Below are 22,281 nucleotides of genomic sequence, written 5' to 3' on the forward strand. Positions count from 1 at the left end.
AAGTTCACAAAAATGCAATGCCTTGCCCTCTAGCCCCGGTTGGAGCGGCACCTTGTAAAGCGGAAAACGGGAACAGGGACAACCGATAAGTCACTACCGATTCGCTTCAAAAAAACACACACAACTCATTGATTTTAAGTAACTTTATATGTTTTATCAACTAAAAGTTGCAATCATGAAAAAAGTAATTTTCCTTCTGATATTTGCATCTGCCCTATTGCTTTCCTGCAAAAAAGACACTCCGGTTACCAAGGAAAAACCAATCATTGGGATGAACAGTATGAGTTGTGCACCGCCTGTTGTGGATGCTGCCTGGTACACTTCGGATAAAAAAGCACCGCTTTTCAAAGGCATGGATGTGATTAACTATAAGATTACCACTAAAAATCCGGAAGCACAAAAATACTTCAATCAGGGATTGGCGTTGGCGTATGGTTTTAATCATGCAGAAGCAGCCCGTTCGTTTTACTATGCCACTAAATTGGATCCTGAATGTGCCATGTGTTTTTGGGGATTTACTTATGTGTTGGGTCCGAATTACAATGCCGGTATGGAACCCGATAATTATGAAAGAGCTTATAAAGCCATACAAACCGCATTAAAACTTAGTGATAAAGCTTCCGAAAATGAAAAAGCATTGATTAATGCACTATCAAAAAGATATGTGGAAAAGCCTGTTGAAGACAGAAAGGATTTAGATATTGCTTATTCGAATGCGATGAAAGCTGTCAGCGCAAGATTCCCCGGTGATAACGATATTAATGCTCTCTTTGCAGAATCGGTGATGGATTTGCACCCGTGGGATTTGTACGAGAAAAACGGAAAACCAAAACCTTGGACTCCGGAAATCGTTGGACTGTTTGAAAAAATCCTCAAAAAAGATCCGAAACACATTGGCGCCAACCATTTTTATATTCATGCGGTGGAAGCTTCCAATACGCCGCAACGCGGTTATGCTGCAGCCAAGTTCTTTGATGATGGCAATGCGAAATCGTTTGGACATTTAACACACATGGCGTCACATATTTACATCCGAACCGGTGATTATCATAAAGGTACAATTGCCAATATTAATGCCTGTAAAGTAGACAGTGCTTATGTTACAATGTGTCACGCGCAAGGGGCGTATCCGATTGGATATTATCCTCATAATTATCATTTTATGGCAGGAACGGCGACTTTAGAAGGCAATTCGAAATGGGCTATGTTGGGTGCTACCGAAACTTCAAAATTGGTACATCCGAAAAACATGATTTTACCGGGATTGGAAACCTTACAGCATTATTATGTGATTCCGTATTTCGTGGCGGTAAAGTTTGGAAAATGGGATGCTATTCTGAAAATGAAACTGGTTTCCGATACACTGAAATATCCCAAAGCCATTTCGCATTATGCCAGAGGAATGGCTTATTTAGGTAAAAACGATTTACGAAATGCCAAAGCCGAATTAATTCGTTTAGAAGTTTTAGCCAACGATAAAGATTTGGAAAAAATGACCATTTGGCAAATCAATTCGATGAGTTCGATTGTGAATATTGCTGCAAAAGTGCTAAATGCGGAAATTTTAGCCTCCGAAAAAAATTATACACAAAGCATTCATTTATTGCAAAAAGCAGTTGCGATTGAAGATGGTCTGAATTATAACGAACCACCGGATTGGTTTTTCTCGGTACGACACCACTTGGGAGCAGTCTTCATCGAAGCCGGAAAATACAACGATGCCATTAAAGTTTATGAAGAAGATTTAAAACAATTTCCCAAAAACGGCTGGGCGCATCACGGATTGAAACTGGCCTATGAAAAGCTTGGAAACAAACAGAAGGTCGCAGAAATGGAACAACTGATTGCAAAAAGTTGGGCTACTGCTGATGTGAAAATTTCGACTTCCAGAGTCAAGTGAAACACTTTAGCTTAAATTTATTTTATTAAATTTGAGTGACTAACCAATACAGCTAAAATGAAAATAGCCACTATTATTGTTCGGATTTTAATGGGAGCATTACTCTTATTTGCCTCAATCGCCTATTTTTTAAAGCTTTTTCCGGAACCTGAAATTACAGGTAATCTTAAAATTTTTAATGAAGGATTAGCAGCTTCAGGTTATTTAATGAATTTTGTAAAAGGAATAGAATTGCTCTGCGGATTGGCATTTATTTCCGGAAAGTTCGTTCGCTTGGCCAATTTGGTTTTATTGCCTGTATCTGTAAATATTATATTAGTTCATCTTTTTTTAGATCCGGCCAATATTGGTGCAGGTGCCTTTCTGTTTCTTGGGAATATTTTTATGATTTACAGAAATTGGAGTAGCTACAAAGAATTGCTTAAAGCATAACAACTTAAAAAAGAAAAAAAGGGTTGATAAAGATTTGAAATTGTGGCAATTATAACTATACGTACATTTATAGCTATAATTTAAATTTTAAAACTAACTTTAACTACTATTAAAACCAACCCTTAATTACTATTAAAATTGATGATGTACGCAAATTAAAACATAATATACGACTTTAGTTATCACTAAATTTAGTGATATTGCATCACTGTTTTTAGTGATTTTACGATTGGATGTATTATACGTTTATAAAAAAAGAAACCCGTACCGTTATGAACAACGGTACGGGTTTTATAGTAATTGTAATCAGTATTACACGTGTAATGCTCTGTTATCTGTAGCTGCTAATGCTGCTTCTTTGATAGCCTCTGCGAATGTTGGATGCGCGTGAGACATTCTTGAAATATCTTCTGCAGACGCTCTGAATTCCATTGCTGTAACAGCTTCCGCGATTAAATCAGCAGCTCTTGCGCCAATCATGTGGATTCCTAAAACTTCATCGGTTTTTGCATCGGCTAAAATTTTCACAAAACCTTCGATATCAGCACTTGCACGCGCTCTACCTAAAGCTTTGAATGGGAAACTTCCAGCTTTGTAAGCCACTCCGGCTTCTTTCAATTGCTCTTCGGTTTTACCAACTGCAGCAACTTCTGGCCAAGTATAAACAACACCAGGAATTAAATTATAATCGATATGTGGTTTTTGTCCGGCTAAATATTCAGCAACCATTACCCCTTCTTCTTCCGCTTTGTGTGCTAACATGGCACCGCGAACTACGTCACCAATTGCATAAATGTTAGAAGCCGTTGTTTGTAAATGATCGTTTACTTCCACCTGACCTCTTTCGGTAATTTTAACTCCGGCTTTGTCGGCGTTTAATCCGTCTGTATAAGGACGACGACCTACTGATACTAAAGCGTAATCTCCTTCTAAAGTAATTACTTCTCCTTTAGCGTTTTCTGCTTTTACTACAACACCTTCACCTACTCTGTCCACAGCTTGAACTTTGTGTGAAGTGTAGAATTTCATGCCTTGTTTTTTCAACACTTTGGTTAGTTCTTTCGATAAACCTCCGTCCATACCCGGAATAATTCTGTCCATGAATTCCACAACAGAAACCTGAGCTCCTAAACGTAAGTATACCTGACCTAATTCTAAACCGATAACACCACCACCAATAATTACAAGGTGTTTAGGCACTTCCGGTAATTTTAAAGCTTCAGTAGAAGTGATGATTCTTTCTTTATCAATTTTGATGAAAGGTAAAGACGATGGTTTTGAACCTGTAGCGATAATTACATTTTTAGCTTCTAATTTTTCTACAGAACCGTCAGCTTTGGTTACATTAACTGTAGTAGCATTTTCGAATGATCCAACGCCTTCAAAAACAGTAACTTTATTTTTGTCCATTAAGAATTTCACACCTCCAGAAGTCTGATCTACAACCGCTTGTTTGCGATCAACCATTTTCTGAAGATTTACTTTTACCTCTCCGGAAACTTCAATTCCGTGATCGGCAAAGTGTTGCAATTCTTCATAATGATGAGAAGAAGCTAACATGGCTTTCGATGGAATACATCCCACGTTTAAACAAGTTCCTCCAAGGGTTGAATATTTTTCGATAATCGCTGTTTTCATTCCCAACTGTGCGCAACGGATTGCCGCTACATAACCACCGGGACCTGAACCTATAATAACTACGTCAAATGCACTCATAGTATCTGATTTATGTTGTGTTTTTAAAAATTTCGAGTGACAAAATTAAGGAATTTTGTTTAGTAAGAAGTTCCTATTTAAGTTATTTCTTCCTTAAATTTCGAAAATTGTCGTGTTTTTCACTTCCCCAATCATAAAGGTACTGTGCGTACTCCCGATGTGCTGCAGTGTTGTTAGTTTGGTCACCATAAATTCACGGTATTCTTCCATGTCTTTTACGCAGACTTTCAGAATGTAATCGTAATCACCACTCACATGGAAACACTCTAAAACTTCTGTTAGCTGCACCACTTCTTTCTCAAACTGATTGATGAATTCTTTAGTGTGTTGCAGTAATTTAAGATGACAGAAAACCACAAAACCTTTGTTAATTTTATTCCGGTTTACCAAAGCGACGTAGTTGGAAATAATCCCTTCTTTTTCCAGCTTCTTGATGCGCTCATACACCGCTGTTACGGAAAGATTCAATTTCATGGAAAGCTCTTTGGTAGTCTGCTTACTGTCGATTTGCAACAGTTTTAAAAGTTTTTTATCGATAGCGTCAAAGTTCATCGGAAGATTATTTTTTGGTTTACGAGTCAAATTTAACAAATTGAATTCACATTTAATCTTAAAAAATAACATTTAATAGATTTATTATCTAATTATCAATTCATCTGTTGATTATTTTTCCAGAATAACCTTATTTTGATTTCGATATAACTACTAACAACCTACTAAAAATTTATTATTATGGCAGATTTTAATCCGGCAGACAGAATTCAGGATTTACAATATTTCGGTGAATTTGGAGGTGTAAACCCTTCTATTTCCGACAGTTCAACGTACACTTTCCTTTCAGCAAAAACAATGTTCGATACGTTCGAAGGTAATGCGGAAGGCTGTTATTTATATTCCCGTCATTCTTCGCCGAGTAATTTATACTTAGATAAAGCGTTAGCCGCTATGGAAGGTACCGAAACTGCAAACGTAGCCGCTTCGGGAATGGGCGCCATCACGCCTACTTTATTACAATTGTGCGGAAACGGCGATCATATCGTTTCAAGTCGTACTATTTACGGTGGAACGTATGCCTTTTTGAAAAACTTCGCTCCACGTATGGGCGTAAGCACGACTTTCGTTGACATCACAAAATTAGATGTTGTGGAAGCTGCTATTACTCCAAACACTAAAGTTTTATATTGCGAAACGGTAAGTAACCCATTATTAGAGGTTGCAGATATCGCTTCATTGTCTAAAATCGCAAAAAAACACAATCTGAAATTGGTTGTAGATAATACCTTCTCACCTTTATCTGTAGCGCCGGCGAAATTGGGTGCGGATATCGTAATTCACAGTTTAACAAAATACATCAACGGAAGCAGTGATACTGTGGGTGGTGTGGTTTGTGCATCTCAGGATTTCATTAACGATTTGAAAAACGTAAACAGCGGTGCCAGTATGTTATTAGGTCCGACAATGGACAGTTTACGCTCGGCATCTGTGATGAAAAACCTTCGCACGTTGCACATTCGTATGAAACAACACAGTCACAATGCACAATTTTTAGCAGAGAAATTTGAGGCGGACGGAATCAAAACGGTTTACCCTGGATTAAAATCACACCCAAGTCATGAGATTTACAAAACCATGATCAATCCGGAATACGGTTTCGGAGGAATGATGACAATCGACGTTGGTTCTTTAGACAAAGCCAACGAATTAATGGAATTAATGCAACAACGAAATTTGGGTTATTTGGCGGTAAGTTTAGGGTTTTACAAAACCTTATTCAGTGCACCGGGAACATCAACTTCTTCCGAAATTCCGCTTGACGAACAAAAAGAAATGGGCCTTACTGACGGATTGATTCGTTTCTCCATCGGTTTGGATAACGATATTGAGAGAACCTACAACATGATGAAAGCGTGTATGAAGGAACTTTCGATTTTAAATTAAGTTTTTTAGTTTTTTAGTTAAGAATCCGCTTTTGATAATTCATTGGCGGATTTTTTTATGTAACAAATCGAAGAAAATTGTAACTAATTGATGTGTCAAATAAATTTTGAGTTTCTTAACACAATAGGAATTCAACTTTGTATAAATTAGTCCTTTAAAATTCAGAAATTAATGAAAAAATTTACTTTATGCTTTCTATTGGCAGGTTCTGCAGCGTTTGCCCAACAGAACTTCACCATAGAAGAAACGGTAATGGGTGGCAGAAAATATGCTCCAACCACACAAACAGCACAACAATGGCGTAAAAATTCGAAATCGGTTACGTATTTAAGTTCCGATTTTTCAACTTTATTCGAAAAGAGCGCCGCTACTTCCTGGAAAGAAACGCCTTTGGCCACCAAAGCTGATTTTGAAGCCGCTTTGAAATCAAAAATTACTACTGACGAATTCACGGTAAGAACATTCCCTTTCGCAATCGACTGGAAAACTGCTAACACGTTCGAAACGGAAGTTGCCGGAAAGAAGAACAATTATAAAGTAACCTACGATGTGGTTGCCAAACAAATCACCAACGTGGTAACCTATTCCAACGAAGGTGCTCAGGCGAAATTCGCTTCCAACGGAAATGTAGCCTGGCTGAAAGACAACAACATCAGAATCACTTCCAACGGAAATATCATCGAGGTAACGAACGATCAGAATCCTGCCATTGTAAACGGTTCGGATTATGTACACCGTCAGGAATTCGGAATCGACCGCGGTATGTGGTGGAACGAAGCCGGAACCCAATTAGCCTATTACCGAAAAGATGAAACCATGGTGGGCAACTACCCTATCATCAACTGGAACGAGCGTGAAGCGGTGAACAAGGATATCAAATATCCGATGGCCGGCATGAAAAGTGAGGAAGTTACCCTTGTAATTTACGATACCAAAACCGGAAACAAAGTAACCGTTCAAACCGGTGAACCAAAAGAACAATTTTTAACAATGGTTTCTTGGGAGCCAACCGGAAAATACATCTTCATCGGAGTATTGAACCGTGAACAGAATCATTTGAAATTCAACAAGTACAATGCTGCAACCGGAGCATTTGTAAAAACTCTATTTGAAGAAAAAGCTTCCACTTGGGTAGAACCACAGCATGCTTTAACTTTTGTTCCGAACAACCCAAGTCAGTTTATTTATCAAACAGACTTTTACGGTTTCAACCAAATGTATTTGTACAATACGGATGGAAAACTGTTGAAAAACTTAGGTTATAAAGACGTAGTGGTTAAAGAACTTTTAGGTTTTGATGCTAAAAACACAAAAATCAATTACTTGGGAACTGCCAATAATGGTTTAGACAAGCAATTGTATCAGGTAGACATCAAATCCGGTAAAACGGTTCAGTTGACTTCTGTATCGGGAATGCACACGGCTTCGGTTTCAGATGACGGCACCATGGTGTTAGACCAATACAGCAACGTAACGACTCCGAATGAGATTTCGGTTATCGATGTGAAATCGAAAAAAGCGACCACTTTAGTTAAGGCCGACAATCCGTTCACCGGAAAAATCAACATGCCGAAAATGGAATTGGTTACGATTACTTCCGCCGACGGAAAAACGCCGCTTAACGGAAGAATTATCTATCCGGGTAATTTCGACGCTACGAAAAAATATCCTGTAATGCTATACGTTTACGGAGGTTCGCACGCACAATTGGTGAACAACCGTTGGATGGGTGGCGGAGGCTACTTCGATTATTATATGGCACAACAAGGTTACGTTGTTTTCACCTTGGATAACAGAGGAAGTGATTCTCGCGGAAAGAAATTCTGCGATGTAAACCACAGAAATTTAGGTGTAAATGAAATGGCCGATCAAATGAAAGGTATAGAATTCCTTAAATCAAAATCGTTTGTGGATGCTGATAAAATTGGAGTTTTCGGATGGAGTTTTGGTGGATTTATGACCACTTCGTTGATGATCAACCACAGCGATGTATTTAAAGTAGGTGTTGCCGGCGGACCGGTAATCGACTGGAAATATTACGAAATCATGTATGGTGAGCGTTATATGGATATGCCACAGGAAAACCCTGAAGGGTACGCAAAAACCTCTTTATTGGATAAAGCCAAAGACCTTAAAGGACGATTATTGGTGATTCATGGTGCTCAGGATCCGGTGGTGGTGCAACAACACAGCATGAATTTTATTGAAGCGTGTATTAAAGCCGGGAAACAAGTGGATTACTTCTTATACCCTAATCACGAACACAATGTGAGTGGTAAAGACCGTATTCATTTGTATGCAAAAGTAGCCGATTACTTTAATGTGCATTTGAAGAAATAGACTTCTTGGAACGTTAAATATTTAGAAAATCCGTCTTGTGAAAACAGGGCGGATTTTTTTATGTAGTAAACAAATAACTAAACAATGAGAATCAGATGATTTAATCAGCTGCAAAAAGAAAGTTAGACGTTGCAGAAGAAAAGTTGGGCGTTGCAGAAGAAAAGTTGAGTGTTGCAGAAGAATAGTTAGCCGTTGCAAAAGAATAGTTAGCCGTTGCAGAAGAAAAGTTGAGCGTTGCAGAAGAATAGTTAGCCGTTGCAGAAGGAAAGTTGAGCGTTGCAGAAGAATAGTTAGCCGTTGCAGAAATTTACGTTGGATATAAAATGTCTGATGTTACATTCATACGCTATACTCTGTGAACATTTCTTACACATCATGCTCAAAATCAATACTTTTTATTAATTTTATTGGATGATGACAATTAATGTTTTTTACAGTTTGCTATTGTTGGGGACCATTTCTTTAAATGCTCAAGTAAACGATTCTATTGCTAAGTATAACACATCTGATGAATTCATTGAATATTATGATGATTATTTCACTACCCGAATAGGATTCAGTAATAATTTCAATTCCTATACATTGAATGATAAAAACAATAATCTTAAATTCAATCTTACCCCAAATCAAAAACTAAAATCGACTTTTACTTTCCTATTCCGGTTCATTGAAATAGATATTGCTTATACTCCTAAATTTATAAAATTCAACAATGACGATGCTGAAAACGGTACTACTAAATTTTTTAATATCGGTACGCGTTTGTATCATAAAAAATGGATGCAAAATATTCAGTATTCTAAAACAACCGGCTATTATGTAGCTGTTTCCGATCTTGGAATAAGCGGTGACAATATCATTTTTCCTGATTTTAAAGTTTCCAAAATGGGCGGAAGTACTTCGTATATTTTTAATTCTAATTATTCATTCCGAGCGGTATTTAAACAAAACGAATGGCAGAAAAAAAGCGCCGGAAGTTTTGTCCCCACTCTTAGCTATTATTACACAAGGATATCCGATAATACACCGGCCAGTAACAACATTTATGATATTGCCATAGCTCCTGCATATTGTTATAATTGGGTAATACTTGAAAAAATACTACTGTCTGGAGGTGTAAGTGGTGGAATCGGCTATAATTATACAGGAGTTGTCTATGATGACGACACACCTAGTAAAGCGGTTGACGGAATTACATACCAAACCGAATTTAAGCTAGCCATAGGCTATAACTCTCCTAAGTTTTACAGCGGAATTTCGGCGGATATCAATTCGTTTTATCATAAAATTGATTCAAATATAAGTGTCAAAGATCAACAAACATTCTTTGAATTTTTCCTTGGATATCGATTTAAAGTTCCTGATAAGTATTTGAAAAAGTTTGATGCTTTAGAACAGAAGTCAATTAAAAAAATTAACTCCAACATTAAGAAACAATAAGAATTTATTTTATTTTCACTATAAAATTTTAAAAGATGGAAAACTGTTGCAAGAACTGCGGAACCCTATTCACCGGAAATTTTTGTAATAATTGCGGACAATCGGCTGAGACGCACGAAATTAATCTCCATTTTTTATGGCACGACATACAGCATGGTTTGTTTCATTTCGACAAAGGCATTTTATATACCAACAAGCAACTTTTCACTCGCCCGGGACATTCTATACGGGAATACATACAGGGAAAAAGAATAAATCATTTTAAGCCAATTTCCTTAACCATTCTGATGGCAACTTTATATGCATTGGTATACCATTTATTTCATATCAACTTATTCGAATTCAACGACACCAGTTCTTTCTCAAAGATTGACAGCAATCAACTTAACGAATGGATTTTCAATCATTATTCTATTGTGACACTGGCGACAGTTCCGATATTTTCAGTAGCTTCATTTGTCGTATTTCGAAAACAAGATTATAATTATACGGAACACGTTGTTTTAAATTCGTTTGCAGCCGTACAAAGATTAACGGTTCATTTACTCTTTTTGCCGGTATTTTATTTCTTTCATACTCAAAAAGGATTTTCGCTAACAACTGAAGTACTCACAGTTATTGATATTTTACTAATGTATTCCTGCTACTCACAGTTTTTTAATCTACTCTCCAAAATAAAATCATTCTTTTTAACCTTGGCAAGTTATGCAATCAGCTACCTCTTAATGGTAATTATACTTTTTATAATAATGACAATAGTTGGTTAAAATAATTAAGATTCTAAAACAAAGAATCCCGAGCGTTAACTCGGGATTCTTTATTTAATCTTCTATTGTTGGTTCGATTTTATTGTAATTCAGCTTACTGTTTTTGTGACTGAATCCGAAATAAATACTCAACCCTATCAGTAACCATATTGTGAAATAAATCCAGTTCCATACACTTAATTCGGCCATCATGTACAAACAACTTACTAATCCTAATAACGGAATAAGCGATAAGTTTTGTTTCCATGACCAAACGGCGAACCCTAGCAATGAAATTAGGAAAATCCACATCGGAATTTTGTGTTTGAATAGTGCAAAACCGCTTTCATATTTCAGGGAAGTATCGATAGGCATGTTTTCAACAACCGTTTTATACACCGCTTCATCTTCACTGATTTCACTTAACAATTCCTCTAAATCTGTTGATTTGTTATCGCTTTTTATCGTTGTAAGATACTTGAAGACTTCTTTTGCCTGATTCTCATCTAATGAAGTCACAATCGTGGTAGCATCGTTAATTTGCTTTTCATTAGTGATAAAATTCATGGTGTTTTCTTTAAATTGTGTGAAGGCAATTATCAGTCCGACCACCATCAATAAAGGAAATACGAATTTTGAATTCACATAAGGCGTTTTGAATTTCCCTCTCGGAATGTCTTTTTTATTCTGTAACACCAACACACCCGCACAAACTAATACGAATGCGAACAACGTTCCGATACTGCATAAATCTGTCACCATGGTTAGGTTTAGGAATAAAGCCGGAATGGCCACCACAAAACCGGTTACGATAGTAGCATAAGAAGGCGTTTTGTATTTAGGATGTACTTTAGAGAATCTTTTCGGAAGTAAACCGTCACGGCTCATACTCATCCAGATACGAGGCTGCCCCATTTGGAAAACAAGTAAAACACTTGCCATTGCTACAACAGCACTCACGGCGATTATACCCGACATCCATTTCAGATTCAATTTATCAAAAACAAAGGCTAACGGATCACCAACATTCAAATCAGAGTACTTAACCATTCCCGTAAGTACCAACGCAATAATCACATAAAGAATCGTACATATAATGATGGCCCACATCATTCCTTTAGGCAAATCACGTTGTGGATTTTTACATTCCTCAGCCGTTGTTGAAATGGCATCAAAACCAATGTATGCGAAAAAGACCGCAGACACTCCTTTTAAAATCCCCGATACTCCGTTTGGTGCAAATGGGGTCCAATTTTCTGTATCCACATAAAAAATACCAACAGCTATTACAAGTAAAATGATACAAAGCTTAACGACAACCATAAGGTTACTCGCATTTCTGGATTCTTTCATTCCTCTGTAAACCAACCAAGTAATCAATATGATGATAAGTAGCGCTGGTAAATCTGCAATTAAATGAAAAGAACCTATTGTAGGCGATGTTGTCCAGGCCGTGTGTGCCATTTTTAAACTGTCACTCAGATTTTCATAAGTTTTTCCGCCCTGCATTAAAGCAACTGCTTCGTCATATCCTTTGGTTGCCGATAAATAATCCATTTGAATCCACTGCGGCAGATGAATACCGCCGCTTTCGAGCAATCCGGTAAAATAATCACTCCATGAAATGGCTACAGTAATGTTTCCAATGGCATATTCCATAATCAAAGCCCATCCGATTATCCAGGCAATAATTTCTCCGAAAGCCACATAGGAATACGTATAAGCACTTCCGGAAACAGGCACCATTGAAGCAAACTCTGCATAAGCGAATGCCGCAAAACTACAGGCAACAGCTGTAAAAATAAACAGAAAAATAACTGCAGGACCGCCATCAGAACTGGCTTTTCCAATGGTACTGAAAATCCCGGCGCCAATGATTGCAGCAATTCCGAAGGCCGTTAAATCTCTGGCCGTAAGGTGTTTCCCAAGTGAATTATGACCATCCGATTGGTTTTTAGCAACCTGAGCTAAAATATCGGTGACCGATTTTTTTCTGAATAAATTGGAAAATGACATAAAAAAAGGTTTGTTTTTTTAATAGGGAAACAAATATATGAAACCAATTGTATAATTAATCTTTTACTTTTAAAATTGTATCAACAAGGTTCTAATAAGGATTCTTTATCATTACATAAAAAATTATAATCAAACATAATATAAAGGATACATTCTTATGGCTATTTTTGCAGCATAAAAATTAATAATCTTTAAAAACAGATAAATTATGTCATTAGTTGGAAAAAAATTCCCAAACATTACCGTAGATGCAATTTCAGAAATGGGTGATAACTTAAGAATCAACGTTCTTGAAGAAGCTACAAAAAACAACAAAAAAGTATTATTATTCTGGTACCCGAAAGATTTTACATTCGTTTGCCCAACAGAATTACACGCATTCCAGGCTGCTTTACCGGAGTTTAACGCAAAAAACACTATCGTAATCGGTGCTTCTTGTGATACAAACGAAGTTCACTTTGCTTGGTTAAACACTGCAAAAGACAATGGCGGAATCGAAGGTGTAACTTACCCTCTATTAGCAGATACTACAAGAAATTTATCTGCCGCTTTAGGAATTTTAGATGCTGAAGAAGAGTTCAACGAAGAAACAGGAGATTACCTAATTGCTGGTTCAAACGTTACTTACAGAGCTACTTACCTTATTGATGAGACTGGAAAAATTTTCCACGAAAGTGTTAACGATATGCCGTTAGGAAGAAATGTTGCTGAATATTTACGTTTAATCGACGCTTATACACACGTTCAAACTAAAGGTGAAGTTTGTCCTGCTAACTGGGAAAACGGAAAAGAAGCAATGACTGCTGACCGATTAAGTACTGCTGCTTACTTAAGCAAAAACTAATTTGTAAACCCCTATAAATTCCAAACAACAGGATTTCGTTTGCATAAATGAGCCTGAAGTTTGGAATTTCTTTTTAATCCCTAAACTATAGTACGTTATGTTAATAGAATTAAACGAAGACACCCTTCAAAATATAGTTGATTCCAACGAAAAAGTAGTCGTACAATTTTCGGCATCATGGTGCGGAAACTGCCGAATCATGAAACCAAAATTTAAAAAACTGGCTACGGAACAAGAAAACATTACGTTTGTACTTGTAGATGCGGAAAATTCTCCGGAATCCAGAAAATTGGCTAATGTTTCCAATTTACCAACTTTTGCGACTTTCGTAAACGGAAAACTGGTAAACGAAACCCAAACCAATAAAGCGGAAGTTTTAACGGATTTGGTAAACGAAATAGTTTAGTCAGACCACTTAGACTTCTTAGATTTTCAGACTGTCAGATGTATAAGACAGCTTGGTTAATTAATAATTTAGATCGCTGATAAAATATTTTTTTTTTTTCTAAACTTATTAAATTACCAATAATACATCCATCAGCATAAAAAATCTAAAAAATTTAAAATTCCAAGAAGTCCAGGCAAGTCTAAGAAGTCTAAAAAACCAACAATCTAAGAAGTCTAAAAAATGAAACTACCCGTAATCAAACACCTGACCCAGTTTATTGAAGAAAACGATCAGGATTATATCATTGAAACTATCGAAGTACTGGAAGCCTTAACCGAAGTTCCGTCATTAAAAGATGAGGAATTGGATGTAATCGGCGAATTGATTTCCAATATGTATGGTGCCCTTGAAGTGAATAAAATGGTTAAAGAAGGAAAAGATAAAAAAGAAGCCCTTAACGCATTCATGCAACGCGTTTTAGGATCTATTGACAAATAAATTTCCGAAACCTTAGATATACAGCGCTTAATCATTCAATGAAAGAGCGCTTTTTTTTTACATATTATTATTCAGATACAAAATTTATTATGCAATCATAATAAATTAACAAAATATTTATATATTCGTTATTCAAAAATTAACGCTTATATGAAGAAAACTACTTTTATTACTTCTTTTTTATCGTTGTTCCTAGTTGGGTCTGCATTGGCTCAGGATGCTAAATTTCAATACAAACCCCGTCCGAAAGAATATGAACTGTTCGGGAAAATTGGTGATAGTGTTTTTGCATTAAAAGCACCGCCTGAAAATCTATCCGGGAAAGTTTTTGAAAGCAAATTGCCTTACCCGATTATTTTCGTTCACGGACTAAATTCTGACTCAAACACTTGGAATACCACTTTAAACTATTTCGATACCCAATATTTATATACCTATGGCGGTCGTTTTGATTTTTGTCTGAACGCCGATGGAAACAACACCACAACCAATAAAAACTTTTATCCAACTCCCGGAGCAGATATCGCCGCATTTGAATCATCGGTTATTAATGGAGATTACTACACCGTTAACTTCAGTGTAAAAATTAACGGTGCTTTCGGTACAGACGTGCTAAGTAATCAATCGGCAGTTGCAAAACAAGGCGCTGCGGTTAAAAAAGCCGTGGAACGTGTTTTACAATTAACCGGAAAAGACAAAGTCATTTTAGTAGGTCACAGTATGGGCGGATTGGCCTCAAGAGAATACATTCAAAATCCATCCAACTGGCAATCAGATAACAAACACCATGTTGCTAAATTATTAACGGTAGGAACACCACATGGAGGAAGTAACGCCAGTGATAACAGTACCATCGCCAGCTTAATCGGAACCGATTTACAATCGGAAGCCATTCGAGATTTAAAAGCTACGTATTATTATAGTGGCGAGCCAAGTCATTTTCTTTTTGGCGGAACAGAAACCCTGACTTCATCAAGTATGAATGACAATTCGTCTACTCCTGATTTTTATACAGCCGATATCAACTGTAACGGAATTACCGGTGAAACCATTCAGGGATTAAATCAGAGACCTATAGATAACTTAATTGATTTTTCCAGTGTTATCGGACGCATTACGAATGCTTTTGGAAGTAATATTACAACTGATGGTGTAGTTGCGGAGCCTTCATCTAAAATGGACAATTATTTAACCGGACTAACCTACCCTAACAAAATTTTTTATTTTAATTCCGGTTATGATATCATAGAAAACCATACCGAATTACCCGGATATTACTATCAGATCATGCAAGGTTTGGACGAACCAAATGTAAAAGAATTGGCGTACGGCATCAATACCAATAAATTGTATTATGGCTATACTTCCATTCAAACTACACCTGCAAACCCGGATAATGATTTTTATAAATTTACCGTGGCGGACAATGTAAATGCAAATGTATCAATCAGTAACATTGCGACGACTTCCATGAATGCTACAATTTTGGATAATTCAGGAACTGCTATTGGTGCTGTGCAGAATAATTCAGGAGCTACTCTAAATTTCACCAGAACTTTAACTCCGGGAGATTATTTCCTTAAGGTTGTCAGTATAATTCCAAACCCAAACACAGGCGCAACCAACAGTACATTTGTTACTCCTCAATATCAATTTACGATAACAAGCACTTTGTCTGTTTCAGAACACCTTACAGCTGATTTCAAATTTTATCCGAATCCTGTTAAAGATGTGCTGCATTTGGATAATATGAGTCTTTCCAAAGCAACCGTTTACTCTATTCTTGGACAACAATTAAATACAAAATCATTTGAATCTTCAGTAACTTCAAATACAATTGACATGTCAGGTTATTCAAAAGGAATCTATATGATTGTTTTAGAAAATGAAGGACAGCAACAAACCATTAAAGTAATTAAAGAATAACTCTTTACACACAGAAATAAAAAAAGCGCTCAAAATTGAGCGCTTTTTTCATTATTTATAATATTTCTTTTTGAGCCTGAAAGCTACTCGTACCAATAATATCAATGCAGGAACTTCTACTAACGGACCAATCACACCTGCAAAAGCCTGACCGCTGTTAATTCCGAAAACACCAATTGCTACTGCAATAGCCAATTCGAAATTATTACCCGAAGCCGTGAAAGAAAGTGAAGCCGCATCACGGTAAGTCGCTCCTATTCTCTTGCTAACGAAAAACATTAAAAAGAACATGATTCCGAAAAAGATAATCAGCGGAACAGCAATTCGAAGCACATCCATAGGAATATCCACAATCATTTCGCCTTTTAAACTGAACATCACCACAATCGTAAACAATAGCGCGATTAAAGTAATTGGAGAAATAAATGGTAGAAAAGTTTGATTGAACCATTTCTCACCAATATATTTTCGAATCATGAACCGACTAATAACTGCCAGCACAAAAGGAATTCCGAGATAAATCCCAACTGTTTTAGCAATTTCAGCTATAGTGATATCTATGGACAATCCGTGAATTCCAAACAACGGAAGCATGATTTCCAGATAAAAATAAGCGTACAAACTGAAAAAGAATACCTGCAGCAAACTGTTGATACCTACTAAACCAGCGGTTAATTCACGATTCCCTTCGGCTAATTCATTCCAAACGATGACCATTGCGATACAAGGAGCCAAACCAATTATAATAAGTCCTGTCATGTATTCCGGAAAATCTCTTAAAAAGAAAATCGACAATAAAAACATTAAAAACGGTCCGACAATCCAGGTAATGACAAAGGAGGCGATGAGTAATTTTGGTTGTTTAAACATTTGCGGAATTTTCGAAAAATCCACTTTTATGAGTGGCGGATACATCATCAAAATCAATCCGATTGCCAAAGGAACATTAGTCGTTCCTGAAGAAAAAGAATTGATAAAGCCGGAAGAATCGGGAATAAAATATCCAATCCCCACCCCTATTGCCATGGCCAGAAAAATCCATAGCGTTAAATATTGATCCAAAAATTTTAATCGTTTTCGGTTAGCCATGTTTATTGCTTTTTTATTTGTGAAAAAACATATTTCATTTCGGTAGCGATATCAATGCTTCGTTCTGAATATTTTTCGGTTTGTAAATCGCAATTATCGTATACTTTCGGATCGTCGTAACGAATCGGGAAACGTTTTTCGGCACCTGCAATAAACGGGCATCCTTCGTCTGCTTGTGAACAAGTCATAATTGCTGCAAAACCCGATTTCGGATTGAATTCGGCATCAAAAACTTTGGAAAACCCAATCACAGGATGTTCATTATTCGAAAACTTAATACTGTAAACCGGATTAGGTTCACTACTTAATTTTTCTACTGAGAATCCTTGATTTAGCAATGTTTCTGCTACTTTGGGAAATAGCGCCGTAGCTTCGGTTCCACCCGAAAAACACTCTACATTTTTAATTCCGTAATGAAATGCCATCGTTTGCGCCCAAATTTGCGACAAATGACTTCTTCTGGAATTGTGTGTACAGATGAAATTCAACTTAATGCCTTTATTTTCATTGACTTTATTTTGGATATAATCAATCAGCGGCTCAAGCATTTCTCTCCTTTCGGATGAAATGGCATTTTCTGAAAACCCTTGAATCTGATTTTCTAAATCGATAAACAATTTGTTCATAAAATCATCTTTTTAGCAACATCCGGAATTTGGCGTACAACATGAGGTTTGTTGTGGTAAATCTTTTAAGGAAACTTTCATTTTTCCTTTCGGAATTCCGCATTGATCCTGGGCTAGACAAGCAGTTTGTTTGGCAAGCAAAAGAAAATCTTTACCGTTAAAACCCAAATCATATTTTCCGATGGTTTCTGCCTGAAATTCAACTTCAACTTCATAATCTTCAATGCCTAATGCTTTTTCGGATAATGCGATAATATCATTCAGTTTCTTAGGTTTTAAACGGTGTTCAAAATCATTAGCATCCCACAATTGGAAATTCACTACTTTTTCATTTCGTACCGTTCCGCCACAATCAATGAAGTTTTTGGTAATCATACCTACTTCGGTAACGTGAAAATGTTCAGGAACAAATGTCCCGTTTGGCAATTGAAAATTCACAGTTTCTACTGTTTTCAATATTTCTTTAATTTCTGATAGTTTCATAACTTTAATTTTTAGTTAACAACATTTCGTTTTTAATTCTTTCGATATACCTGAAAAATAATTTTCCAATTTTTTCATGGTTTCGGGATTTAAGCAATAACAAATTGCCGTTCCTTCTATATTTCCTTTTATAATACCTACATTTTTCAACTCCTTTAAATGCTGGGAAACGGTTGGTTGTGCCAAAGGCAATTCGTTTACGATATCCCCGCAAATGCACGAATCAACTTTTAACAGGTATTCAATTATAGCGACTCTCGCAGGATGTGAGATTGCTTTGAATAAAGAAGCCAGCTCGTTTTGTTGTTCCGAAAAGAATTCTGATTTAGATGCGCCCATTTTATATATTTTTATATTGCAATATTACGATAATTCAATTAAACAAAAAAGCAATTCGGCAAAAAATCAAATCTCAAATAAATTCATTACTTTTGAAATTCTTAAAAAAAGCAACAAAATGGCGCAAATAAAATTAAAAGGAAACCCGGTAAACACAACTGGTACTTTGCCTTTAGTAGGTTCTCAGGCATCTGACTTTACATTAGTAAAAAACGATTTATCAACGGTTTCGCTTACCGATTTTAAAGGAAGTAAACTGGTTTTAAACATCTTTCCTAGTATCGATACAAGTACGTGTGCCACATCGGTTCGAAAATTCAATGAAACCGCAAGTAACTTAGAAAACACTAAAGTTTTATGTATTTCGCGCGATTTGCCTTTTGCTCAAACTCGTTTTTGTGGTGCTGAAGGTTTAGAAAATGTGGTGAATCTTTCTGATTTTAAAGATGCTTCTTTCGGAAATACTTATGGTTTAACCATTACAGACGGACCATTAGCCGGATTACACTCCAGAGCCGTGATTGTTTTGGATGAAAACGGCGTAGTAAAATATACCGAACAGGTTGCAGATATTGTTGATGAACCTAATTATGAAAACGCTTTAGCTGCACTTTAATGGAAGTTAACAAAGACACTACTTTTTTTACCGGAAGACTCAAAAGCGTTGGTTTTGCAGTTAAAGGCGCAATAAAACTGATTACGACTGAACATAGTGTTATGGTTCAGTCGTCAATCGCTGTTTTAATGACGATTGCCGGCTTTTATTTTCATATTTCCCAGACCGAATGGATGTTTCAGATACTGGCTTTCGGACTGGTTTTAAGTATCGAAGGATTGAATACCGCAGTTGAAAAAATTGCTGATTTTATTCATCCTAATTACCACGAACGTATTGGTTTTATTAAAGATATTGCCGCCGGAGCTGTTTTTTTTGCGGCCTTATCTGCCATCGGAATAGGATTAATTATATATTTACCAAGAATAATCTAATTTAAGACCGATTCTCTATTTTTCATCAAATTTTAGTATTCTAAATGGCGAAGACAACAAAAAAAGAAGCTTCCGAAAAAAAAGCTGACAACGATACTCCAAAAACACCCTGGAAGTTAAATCGCAGAAACAAAGTCCTTATTGGGGCTTTGCTCGTTTTATTTTCTGTCGCATTATTGCTTTCCTTTGTTTCCTATTATATTTACGGAGATTACGATCAGAGTGCGCTTACGTCTTTTGCCGACAGAAGTGAAAAAACCTATAATTGGTTGGGTAAATTCGGAGCCTATCTATCGGATTTCTTTTTGTACAAAGGATTCGGAGCCGCTTCATTTTTATTCGTACGCTTGTTCTTTTTGGCAGGAGCATACCTTTTGGTGGATATTTCATTGGCTAAACTGAAAAGTTCCCTTTTCTGGGATATGTTCGCGATGGTAATCATTTCGATTCTTTTCGGGTTTTTCTGGGATTATGTTCCGCAATTGGGCGGCGTAATTGGTTATGAAATGAACCTTTTCACTCAGGATTACATTGGCAAAACAGGAACGTTCCTCGTGTTGCTTTTCGGTGTAATCGTATATTTGATTTTGAAAATAAAAGTCTCTACCGAAGGTATTAAAAACTTCTTTGAAAACAGAAGTAAGTCTTTCGAGGAAGAATTAAATGAAGGCAGTCAAATTACTGAAAATGTTGCCATTACTCCTGAACCGGCAATTAACGATATTATTGTTGATGAAGAAATTGTAAGTTCCAATCCGAGTTTGGATTTCAATGATGCGGAAGATGATGAAATTCTGTCCAATATCGAATTAAAAACCACGCCTTCCACTTTTGAAATCAACAAAGAAGCACTAAAACCAACCATCAGTAATCCTTCTGAAATCAGTCTGAAACCGGTTCCTCCCGTTGCTGTTCCTCATATCATTGAGCCAATTGTTCCGGAAGTTCCGAAGTCAGAAATAATACATACCGACGACGACAGTTTTACCATCGAAAAAATTGAAGAAGAAGCTGCTGTTGAAGAAAATTTAGCCGCCCGTTTGGTTCAGGATTTTGGTGAATTTGACCCTACATTGGAATTGTCCAATTATCAGTTTCCTTCGATAGAATTACTAAAAGAATATTCTTCTGGCGGTATTACCATCAATCAGGCGGAACTGGAAGAAAATAAAAACCGAATTGTAGACACCTTAAAAAACTACAACATCGGAATTTCACAAATTAAAGCGACTGTTGGTCCAACGGTTACCTTATATGAAATCGTACCCGAAGCCGGAATCCGTATTTCAAAAATTAAAAATCTTGAGGATGACATTGCGCTTTCGTTAGCCGCTTTGGGAATTCGTATCATCGCTCCTATCCCCGGAAAAGGAACCATCGGTATTGAAGTGCCGAACAATAATCCGACTATGGTTTCAATGAAAAGCGTAATTGCTTCTCCGAAATTTCAAACGGCTGAAATGGAATTGCCTATCGCATTAGGAAAAACCATTTCAAACGAAACTTTTGTTGTCGATCTAGCAAAAATGCCGCACTTATTGATGGCAGGTGCTACAGGACAAGGAAAATCAGTAGGTTTAAATGCGGTGCTGACTTCCCTGTTGTATAAAAAACATCCGGCAGAAGTAAAATTCGTTTTGGTCGATCCGAAAAAAGTCGAATTGACGCTTTTCAACAAAATCGAAAGACATTATCTTGCAAAACTTCCGGATGACGGCGATGCAATCATTACCGATAACACCAAGGTTATCAATACCTTAAACTCACTTTGTATTGAAATGGACAATCGTTATTCATTACTGAAGGATGCGATGGTTCGTAACATCAAGGAATACAACGAGAAGTTCAAACACCGTAAATTAAATCCTGAAAACGGACACCGATTTTTACCGTATATCGTTTTGGTTGTCGATGAGTTTGCCGATTTAATTATGACAGCCGGGAAAGAAGTGGAAACCCCAATCGCCCGTTTGGCACAGTTAGCACGTGCTATCGGAATTCATTTAATTATCGCCACGCAACGTCCTTCAGTAAACGTAATTACCGGTATGATTAAAGCGAATTTCCCAGCCCGAATCGCTTTCCGTGTAACCTCTAAAATCGATTCAAGAACCATTTTAGATACCGGCGGCGCCGATCAGTTAATCGGACGAGGCGATTTATTGTACACACAAGGAAACGATATTGTTCGTGTACAATGTGCCTTTGTAGACACACCCGAAGTAGAAAAAATTACCGAATATATTGGTTCTCAAAAAGCCTATCCGAATGCTTATATGCTGCCGGAATACGTTGGCGAAGAAAGTGGCATAAGTCTTGATATAGATATCTCCGAAAGAGATTCCATGTTCAGGGATGCTGCTGAAATTATTGTTACAGCACAACAGGGTTCTGCTTCGTTACTGCAACGCAAACTGAAATTGGGCTACAACCGCGCCGGTCGATTAATCGATCAGTTAGAAGCTGCGGGAATTGTTGGTCCGTTTGAAGGCAGTAAGGCAAGAAGCGTAAATATTCCTGACTTAGTAGCTCTGGAACATTTTTTCGCTAACGAACAAAACAACATGTAA

The 22,281-nt window shown here is 36.8% G+C and carries 20 protein-coding genes; 13 read left to right on the plus strand and 7 right to left on the minus strand.

The features are described from left to right. Positions 1–175: 175 nt before the first annotated feature. Both FCR2A7T_RS11405 and FCR2A7T_RS11410 read left to right on the plus strand, forming a co-directional pair. Positions 176–1,900 carry a tetratricopeptide repeat protein gene (locus FCR2A7T_RS11405; RefSeq protein WP_023571455.1) on the plus strand — a complete coding sequence of 575 codons (1,725 nt, stop codon included), beginning with the start codon at positions 176–178 and terminating at the stop codon, positions 1,898–1,900. Positions 1,901–1,957: 57 nt separating this feature from the next. Next, positions 1,958–2,332: a hypothetical protein gene (locus tag FCR2A7T_RS11410; RefSeq protein ID WP_023571456.1), complete on the plus strand. Its 375-nt coding sequence runs from the start codon at positions 1,958–1,960 to the stop codon at positions 2,330–2,332. A 312-nt stretch (positions 2,333–2,644) separates the two neighbouring features. Here the strand turns inward: FCR2A7T_RS11410 and lpdA are convergent, their stop codons facing one another. Together lpdA and FCR2A7T_RS11420 are read right to left on the minus strand one after the other, a co-directional pair. After that, complete coding sequence (gene lpdA / locus FCR2A7T_RS11415; RefSeq protein ID WP_023571457.1) at positions 2,645–4,048, minus strand: dihydrolipoyl dehydrogenase; 1,404 nt, start codon at positions 4,046–4,048, stop codon at positions 2,645–2,647. 93 nt (positions 4,049–4,141) lie between these two features. Further along, complete coding sequence (locus FCR2A7T_RS11420) at positions 4,142–4,600, minus strand: Lrp/AsnC family transcriptional regulator (protein ID WP_023571458.1); 459 nt, start codon at positions 4,598–4,600, stop codon at positions 4,142–4,144. A 180-nt stretch (positions 4,601–4,780) separates the two neighbouring features. Between FCR2A7T_RS11420 and FCR2A7T_RS11425 the strand changes: the two genes are divergently transcribed. From FCR2A7T_RS11425 to FCR2A7T_RS14830, 4 genes are all read left to right on the plus strand, one after another. Beyond that, entirely contained in the window at positions 4,781–5,986 is a 1,206-nt protein-coding gene (locus FCR2A7T_RS11425; protein WP_023571459.1) for an aminotransferase class I/II-fold pyridoxal phosphate-dependent enzyme, read from the plus strand. A gap of 171 nt (positions 5,987–6,157) precedes the next feature. After that, positions 6,158–8,326, plus strand: a complete 2,169-nt coding sequence (locus FCR2A7T_RS11430) for a S9 family peptidase (RefSeq protein ID WP_023571460.1) — start codon at positions 6,158–6,160, stop codon at positions 8,324–8,326. Positions 8,327–8,737: 411 nt separating this feature from the next. After that, on the plus strand, positions 8,738–9,766 hold the full coding sequence (locus tag FCR2A7T_RS11435; RefSeq protein WP_081709390.1) for a DUF4421 family protein: 1,029 nt from the start codon (positions 8,738–8,740) through the stop codon (positions 9,764–9,766). Between the two features lie 35 nt (positions 9,767–9,801). After that, positions 9,802–10,533 (plus strand): DUF3667 domain-containing protein, encoded by a 732-nt coding sequence (locus tag FCR2A7T_RS14830; protein WP_023571462.1) that lies wholly within the window; start codon positions 9,802–9,804, stop codon positions 10,531–10,533. Positions 10,534–10,587: 54 nt separating this feature from the next. Here FCR2A7T_RS14830 and FCR2A7T_RS11445 read toward each other — a convergent pair whose 3' ends face one another. After that, positions 10,588–12,528 (minus strand): amino acid permease, encoded by a 1,941-nt coding sequence (locus FCR2A7T_RS11445; RefSeq protein ID WP_023571463.1) that lies wholly within the window; start codon positions 12,526–12,528, stop codon positions 10,588–10,590. Between the two features lie 208 nt (positions 12,529–12,736). Between FCR2A7T_RS11445 and FCR2A7T_RS11450 the strand changes: the two genes are divergently transcribed. The 4 genes from FCR2A7T_RS11450 (at position 12,737) to FCR2A7T_RS11465 (ending at position 16,184) form a co-directional block, all read left to right on the plus strand. Beyond that, entirely contained in the window at positions 12,737–13,372 is a 636-nt protein-coding gene (locus FCR2A7T_RS11450; protein ID WP_023571464.1) for a peroxiredoxin, read from the plus strand. A 97-nt stretch (positions 13,373–13,469) separates the two neighbouring features. After that, positions 13,470–13,778, plus strand: a complete 309-nt coding sequence (locus tag FCR2A7T_RS11455) for a thioredoxin family protein (RefSeq protein ID WP_023571465.1) — start codon at positions 13,470–13,472, stop codon at positions 13,776–13,778. Between the two features lie 222 nt (positions 13,779–14,000). Continuing rightward, positions 14,001–14,258 carry a DUF6952 family protein gene (locus FCR2A7T_RS11460; RefSeq protein ID WP_023571466.1) on the plus strand — a complete coding sequence of 86 codons (258 nt, stop codon included), beginning with the start codon at positions 14,001–14,003 and terminating at the stop codon, positions 14,256–14,258. Between the two features lie 150 nt (positions 14,259–14,408). Further along, positions 14,409–16,184, plus strand: a complete 1,776-nt coding sequence (locus FCR2A7T_RS11465; RefSeq protein WP_023571467.1) for an alpha/beta fold hydrolase — start codon at positions 14,409–14,411, stop codon at positions 16,182–16,184. 51 nt (positions 16,185–16,235) lie between these two features. Here FCR2A7T_RS11465 and arsB read toward each other — a convergent pair whose 3' ends face one another. From arsB to FCR2A7T_RS11485, 4 genes are read right to left on the minus strand one after another with little or no spacing between them, the layout of a single operon-like run. Then, positions 16,236–17,273, minus strand: a complete 1,038-nt coding sequence (arsB, locus tag FCR2A7T_RS11470; RefSeq protein WP_035118308.1) for an ACR3 family arsenite efflux transporter — start codon at positions 17,271–17,273, stop codon at positions 16,236–16,238. Positions 17,274–17,275: 2 nt separating this feature from the next. Then, positions 17,276–17,899, minus strand: coding sequence for an arsenate-mycothiol transferase ArsC (locus FCR2A7T_RS11475; protein ID WP_023571470.1), 624 nt, complete (start codon positions 17,897–17,899; stop codon positions 17,276–17,278). Positions 17,900–17,911: 12 nt separating this feature from the next. Continuing rightward, positions 17,912–18,382 carry a DUF6428 family protein gene (locus FCR2A7T_RS11480; RefSeq protein ID WP_023571471.1) on the minus strand — a complete coding sequence of 157 codons (471 nt, stop codon included), beginning with the start codon at positions 18,380–18,382 and terminating at the stop codon, positions 17,912–17,914. A 15-nt stretch (positions 18,383–18,397) separates the two neighbouring features. Further along, on the minus strand, positions 18,398–18,721 hold the full coding sequence (locus FCR2A7T_RS11485) for an ArsR/SmtB family transcription factor (RefSeq protein ID WP_023571472.1): 324 nt from the start codon (positions 18,719–18,721) through the stop codon (positions 18,398–18,400). A 118-nt stretch (positions 18,722–18,839) separates the two neighbouring features. On the opposite strand from FCR2A7T_RS11485, the gene tpx reads away from it, so the two are divergent. From tpx to FCR2A7T_RS11500, 3 genes are read left to right on the plus strand one after another with little or no spacing between them, the layout of a single operon-like run. Next, positions 18,840–19,337: a thiol peroxidase gene (tpx, locus tag FCR2A7T_RS11490; RefSeq protein ID WP_035118525.1), complete on the plus strand. Its 498-nt coding sequence runs from the start codon at positions 18,840–18,842 to the stop codon at positions 19,335–19,337. Then, on the plus strand, positions 19,337–19,711 hold the full coding sequence (locus FCR2A7T_RS11495; protein ID WP_035118310.1) for a diacylglycerol kinase family protein: 375 nt from the start codon (positions 19,337–19,339) through the stop codon (positions 19,709–19,711). The genes tpx and FCR2A7T_RS11495 overlap by 1 nt, the downstream gene beginning before the upstream one ends. Positions 19,712–19,755: 44 nt before the next feature. After that, positions 19,756–22,281, plus strand: coding sequence for a DNA translocase FtsK (locus FCR2A7T_RS11500; RefSeq protein ID WP_023571475.1), 2,526 nt, complete (start codon positions 19,756–19,758; stop codon positions 22,279–22,281).

It is taken from the genome of Flavobacterium cauense R2A-7 (assembly GCF_000498475.1).
GTDB classification, from domain to species: Bacteria; Bacteroidota; Bacteroidia; order Flavobacteriales; family Flavobacteriaceae; genus Flavobacterium; species Flavobacterium cauense.